This is a genomic window from Pseudomonas sp. GD03858, assembly GCF_029840925.1.
GTDB lineage: Bacteria > Pseudomonadota > Gammaproteobacteria > Pseudomonadales > Pseudomonadaceae > Aquipseudomonas.
Map to the genome: position 1 here is coordinate 21256 of NZ_JAOCDM010000070.1, position 6034 is coordinate 27289.

Sequence of the window (6034 nt, forward strand, 5' to 3'; positions counted from 1 at the left end):
CATGAGCGAACCCATGCAATTCCCGCTGGCCGCGGTGGTTGGCGCCGACGATCTCAAGCTGGCCCTGTGCCTGACCGCCATCGATCCCAAGATCGGTGGCGTGCTGATCGAGGGCCCGCGTGGCATGGCCAAGAGCACCCTGGCGCGTGGGTTGGCCGACCTGCTCGGCGATGTCCCGTTCGTCACCTTGCCCTTGGGCGCCACCGAGGAGCGTCTGGTCGGCACGCTGGACCTGGATGCGGCGCTGGGGCAGGGCCAGGCACGTTTTTCGCCTGGCGTGCTGGCCCATGCCGACGGTGGCGTGCTCTATGTGGATGAGGTCAACCTGTTGCCCGACCCGCTGGTGGACCTGCTGCTGGACGTCGCCGCCAGCGGTACCAACCGTATCGAGCGCGACGGCATTTCCCACCAGCATGCCGCGCGGTTCGTGCTGATCGGCACCATGAACCCGGAAGAGGGTGAGTTGCGTGCGCAACTGCTCGACCGCTTCGGCTTGAATGTCGCCCTCGAGGGGCTGCCGGCACCTGATGCGCGCCAGCAGATCATTCGTCGCAGGCTGGCGTTCGATAGCGATCCGCAGGCATTTCGTGCCCAGTGGGCCGCAGAGCAGGCGGCGTTGCGCGAGCGCTGCCGCGCAGCGGCCAAGCGCCTGGCATCGATTGCCCTGGATGATCGCGCCCTGGCCTGTATCACCGAACGTTGCTTCGCTGCCGGAGTCGATGGCTTGCGCGCCGACCTGGTCTGGCTGCGCGCGGCCCGCGCCCATGCCGCCTGGCGTGGCAATACCGTCATCGAGGACGCGGACATCGAGGCGGTTGCCGAGTTCGCCTTGCGTCATCGCCGCCGCACGGACGCCCCGCAGGCCCATGCTGCCCCGCAGCAGCCTCTGCCACAGTCTCGGCCAGCGGAGCAACAGGACGGGCAGGGCGACTGGGGCGCCTTGGCGCCTCAACCGGTAGCCAATGGTCCCCGCCGCGAGGTGCCGAACTGGGCAAAAAAGCCCTGAGCATCCGCGCGCGCAACGCCCGCGCGGCGGATGCCAGACCTCGCGCCGGTCATTTGACGGGGCCGGCCCGTGGCCGCTCGCGCGCCGCTGACCAGGGCCGTATCGCCTGGCTGCCGACCCTGCTCAAGGGGCGACCGCGCCAGCGCGCCGACCTGTGCTGGCGGCAGCGCCAGGCCCAGGCCCCCGAGTTGTGGCTGGTGATCGTCGACGCCTCGGCCTCCACCCGACGACATCAGGCGCTGGCCCAGGCCAAAGGGCTGCTGGCCGGGGTTTTCGATCAGGCCTACAGGCAGCGGGCGCGTCTGGCGTTGCTGACGGCCAGCGGCAGCGAGCCACACTGGCAACGCCATGGCCTCAAGGCGTCGGCGGCATTGCAACCGTGGCTGCGAGCATTGGGCGCCGGTGGCGGGACGCCGCTGTTCGCGGCTCTGGAACAAGCCCGGACATGGTTGCTGGCACGCGGCAAGCGCCTGCCCCATGAGACCCGGCGCTGCCTGGTGCTGACCGACGGCCGCCTGCACGCGTGGCGCGCGCCACAGCCCATGCCATGCGATACCTTGCTCGTCGATATGGAAATGGCGGCGGTGAGGGTCGGCCGCGCCCGACAACTTGCGGAACAACTAAATGCCGAATATCGGCATGTCGAGCAGTTCGAACAGGTCGAATGAAGAGCAGGCTTGCGACAGGATGTCGCAACTAAAAAATGCTCTTCATTAAAGAGAAGTGACTATCACAAGTGCGTGAGTCGCGCGCACTTGTGATAGTCGACGTTGATCACTTCGGCATCGACCAGGGTTGCAGGTCATAACCTTTGCGCGACAGTTCCGCGCGGACTTCCTCGATCAGGCTGGCCCATTGCGCAGGGTCGGAGTAGATGCGCGAGGACACTTGCTTGCTGCCGATTCGGGTGCTGGTCCGGTCGATCACTGCCAGGCTCAGCTCACCAGTACCGTTGGGTGCATCCCAGGCAACGCACTGGAAGGGTTCGAAGGCGTGGTCGGCGATCAGCAGTGCTTCGTTGACACGGAGCGGGGCATTCATGGTTCGGTCTCTCTCATGGTCCCAAACAGCGAAATAAAGTTCCGCGGTGCAGTCGTTCCAAACTCTACAGCGCGGGGTTAAACGTACTGATGCTCCAGGTCAGTGGTTGAGTCACATATGCGCGAATTTTTTTTCAACGGCCTCTTTGTCAATACGCTCACGCAGGGTTCATGACGCCAGATTTCTGCGCAAATTCGCGGCTGTGCTTTATGTGGCGAAAATGGACTGACCAACGGTCATGGAGTGCGTCAAGTTCATTGCTACTGTTAATTTTGGCGTCGCAACTAACTGTTTATTCGTGAAAAACTAAAATCTGACGCCAAGGAACGGTCATGCTCGAGACTGCTGCCCACCGCCGCCTGTTGATCGTCGACCCTTGCGATGACTGCCACCGCCTGTTGCCAGGCCTGCGCAGCGTTGGTTGGGACGTGCGCAGCTGTACCCTGGAGGCCGCCCTGGAGCAGCCTTGTGATGTCGGTCTGGTTCGCTTGCAGGTATCGCACCTGCGTCACCCCGACGCGGTCAAGGACCTGATCAAGCGCAGCAATACCGAATGGATCGCCGTCTTGAGTGCCGAAGAGCTGCGCTTGCAGAACGTCGGCGATTTCGTCTGCGAGTGGTTCTTTGACTTCCATACCCTGCCGTTCGACGTCTCGCGGGTCCAGGTGACCCTGGGGCGGGCCTTCGGCATGGCGCGTCTGCGCGGCAAGGGTGCGGTGCGCGTGGATGAGCCCGAGCACGAACTGCTGGGTGAAAGCCGGCTGATCCGCGAGCTGCGCAAACTGCTCGGCAAGCTCGCGCCCACCGAGTCACCCGTGTTGATCCGGGGCGAGAGCGGGACCGGCAAGGAGCTCGTGGCGCGCACGCTGCATCGCCAGTCGCAGCGTCGCGAAAAACCGTTCATCGCCATCAACTGCGGCGCGATCCCTGAGCATCTGATCCAGTCAGAGCTGTTCGGCCATGAAAAAGGCGCGTTCACCGGGGCGCACCAGCGCAAGGTGGGGCGCATCGAGGCCGCCAATGGCGGCACGCTGTTTCTCGATGAAATCGGCGATCTTCCGCTGGAGCTGCAAGCGAACCTGCTGCGTTTCCTGCAGGAGAAACACATCGAGCGGGTCGGCGGCAACCAGCCCATCGCCGTGGATGTCAGGGTTCTGGCGGCAACCCATGTGGACCTGGAAAAGGCGATAGGGCAGGGGCGCTTTCGTGAAGACCTGTATTACCGCCTCAATGTGCTGCAGGTGATCACTGCCCCGCTGCGCGATCGGCATGGCGACTTGTCGATGCTCGCCAGCCACTTCTCGCAGTTTTACAGCCTGGAAACAGGCAGGCGGCCACGTTCGTTCAGCGAAAACGCGCTGGCCGCCATGGGGCGGCACGACTGGCCGGGCAATGTGCGGGAGCTGGCCAACCGGGTAAGGCGTGGCCTGGTGCTGGCCGAAGGCCGACAGATCGAGGCGCAGGACCTGGGCTTGCAGGAACTGCATGAGCAGGATCAGCCGCTGGGCACGCTGGAGGACTACAAGCACCGCGCGGAGCGCCAGGCGCTCTGCGATGTACTGAGTCGCCACAGTGACAACCTGAGCATCGCGGCGAAGGTGCTCGGCGTTTCGCGACCGACTTTCTATCGATTGCTGCACAAGCACCAGATTCGTTGAACACCCCGCAGCGGCTGCTTCGCGGGCAAGTCGCATCGGCGCGCCGCCGCTCCCTACAGTGGCGGCGCCAAAGTCAGCCGCGACTCAGCTCGACTGGGCAATATGCCCGTCCGCCAGCTCTTCCTCCGCGTCCTCCTCACCCGGCATGGCAGTGATCACGCTGAAGTCGCTGACCTCCACCTCGCCGCTGCCATAACCCAGCAGGTGGAAGGAAAATGCCTTGCGCACTTTCGGGTTGTCGAAATCGAACTGCATTTCCAGCGGCTGATCGGCCGTCACCAGCATTTCCTCGGGCAACCCCAGCGGTACATCCTGCTCCAGCTCCTTGGCTTTCAGGCGGATGAACGCCTGGTGCTGCGGATCGAGGGCGCGGACCTTGAGGCGTACCCGGGTGCGTGTGCCTTCGGGCATTTCCAGGTATTGCGCGCCGATCAGGTTGTCCGCCCAGTCGTCACGGATGCGTTCCTGCAGGGCGATGGGCGAAGGGCCACCGAACTGATAGCGCAGATTGAGTGGCGTCTGCAGCAGCGATTGGTCCAGGGTGGCGGCCAGCAGGTTGAGCTGCGGCCCGAGCGTGTCGTCGCCGCGACCGAGGAACCTGGCCTGGTCGGCGATGAACCCCTGGCTGGCATAGCGCCGGCAACGTTGCTGGAAGTCGCATTCGCTCAGGATACCCTGGCCATCGTGATAGCGCAGGACACCGTTGGTGTAGGAAATCATCTCACGACCACTGTCATAGTCGCGGTACAGCGAGCGCCCGCCCAGCGCCAGTGGAATCGGCAGGGCGAAGTAGTCGAGCAGTGACGTGGTCAGGTCGACATGGCCGTAGGTGCCGGACTTGAGCCGGGGCAGTTGCGCCTGTTCCGGGGCGAGGGTGAGATTGAAGCCCCAGGCCGAAGCCAGGCGTACGCCGTCGATGCCATGGGACTCGTCCGAAGTGACCACCACCAGCGTGTCCTTGAGCACGCCCTGGCGTTCGAGGCTGTCGAGGAAGTCGCCCAGCGCATCGTCCAGGTACGCCACGGCGGCCTGCTTGGCGCTGGCATGGCGCTGCAGGTACGCCTCGGGCGCCGAGTACGGCTGGTGGGTGCCAACGGTGAGCAGGGTGAGCATCCAGGGTTGCGTCTGCTTGCGCAGTTCGCCGACATAGTCCAGCGCACCTTCGAAGAAGGCACGATCGTCCTTGCCCCAGGGGAATTCCAGGTAGTTGTCGTTGCCGAACCACTCCAGGCCGTGCACCGAGTCAAAGCCAATGTGCGGCATGATCCGGTCCTTGGCCATGAAACGCAGGCCGGCGCCTTGCAAGTAATGGGTGGTAAAGCCGGCCTGGCGCAACTGCGCCGGCAGGCAGGCCTGGTTGCGCTGGTGCTGGGTGAGCAGTTCCACGCCTTTGGGCGTGCCGTTGGCCAGCTTGTCGTAGTCGCCGCAGAGCATCGCGTAGAGGCCGCGAATGGTCTGGTGGGTGTGCAGCACGTAATCGGGCGTGTTCATGCCGCGTTCGGCCCAGTGGCTGAGCCTGGGCATGAGGTCCTGCTGGAAACGGCTGCCCAGGGCCTCGCGGTTGGCGCGCACGTAGGCCCCGGGGATGCCTTCCACGGTGATGATCAGCAGGTTGCGCGCACGGCCCGCGCCGTCCAGCAGCCGGCGCCCGTCAAGATCGGCTTGGGTCAGGCCCGTGCTGGGCAGTGCGGTGACGGCGGCTGGATGGCCCATCGTGTTCAATGCCAGGCGCTGGGCGTTGCCCACGGCGGCGGAGAGCGCCTGGTGGCCGAGGTTGAATTGCCGCCATTGATCGGCGTCCGATGGCGCCAGGTGCTGGCCGCCCCAGTGCAGGCCGAACAGTGCCAGGGGAATGGCCCAGGCGCGCCGTGGCAGTGCTGCGCTGGTCGAGTCCTGGCGTTGGCTCGCGAGCCAGGCGCCAAGACCCAGGATCAGAAGCACGGGCAGCCAGGCATGGGTCAGCCCGCCGCCGGTGGAGTTTTCCATGAACTGTGGGTCGAACAGGTACGTCAGGTCGTCGACGGTGGGCAGCCTGCCGACCGCGCTGACCAGCTCCGCCGAGGCGACCCACAGGCCGCCCCACGCCAGCAGCACAGGCAGCGCCAGCCACCAGGGACGTCGGTGCAGGGTCATTACCAGCAGGCTGCCGATCGCGAGGTCCGACAGGTAGCCGAAGGGGTCGGACCAGCCCAGCAGGGCACGTGCGGCCATTGGCAACACCAGCACCAGGGCTGCCAGGGTGGCAAGGCGGGCGCGAGGGTGACCGAGCAGCTTGTTCACAAAACTTTCCTTAAATGCCATTAAACCGTCACAAAACTGTGCCGGATGA

Annotated in this window: 5 protein-coding genes; 3 read left to right on the forward strand and 2 right to left on the reverse strand. The window is 64.9% G+C overall.

From position 1 onward, the window contains the following. Position 1 precedes the first annotated feature (1 nt). Positions 2 to 1006 carry an AAA family ATPase gene (locus tag N5D48_RS17445; protein WP_279886592.1) on the forward strand — a complete coding sequence of 335 codons (1005 nt, stop codon included), beginning with the start codon at positions 2 to 4 and terminating at the stop codon, positions 1004 to 1006. Between the two features lie 101 nt (positions 1007 to 1107). Further along, positions 1108 to 1674 (forward strand): VWA domain-containing protein, encoded by a 567-nt coding sequence (locus N5D48_RS17450; RefSeq protein ID WP_347881635.1) that lies wholly within the window; start codon positions 1108 to 1110, stop codon positions 1672 to 1674. Between the two features lie 106 nt (positions 1675 to 1780). Here N5D48_RS17450 and N5D48_RS17455 read toward each other — a convergent pair whose 3' ends face one another. Further along, on the reverse strand, positions 1781 to 2047 hold the full coding sequence (locus tag N5D48_RS17455) for a hypothetical protein (RefSeq protein WP_279886596.1): 267 nt from the start codon (positions 2045 to 2047) through the stop codon (positions 1781 to 1783). A gap of 332 nt (positions 2048 to 2379) precedes the next feature. On the opposite strand from N5D48_RS17455, the gene N5D48_RS17460 reads away from it, so the two are divergent. Next, the gene (locus N5D48_RS17460) at positions 2380 to 3705 is read left to right on the forward strand and encodes a sigma-54 dependent transcriptional regulator (protein ID WP_279886598.1); all 1326 of its coding nucleotides are present in this window, start codon (positions 2380 to 2382) and stop codon (positions 3703 to 3705) included. A gap of 84 nt (positions 3706 to 3789) precedes the next feature. Here the strand turns inward: N5D48_RS17460 and N5D48_RS17465 are convergent, their stop codons facing one another. After that, positions 3790 to 6006, reverse strand: a complete 2217-nt coding sequence (locus N5D48_RS17465; protein ID WP_279886600.1) for an LTA synthase family protein — start codon at positions 6004 to 6006, stop codon at positions 3790 to 3792. Positions 6007 to 6034 lie beyond the last annotated feature (28 nt).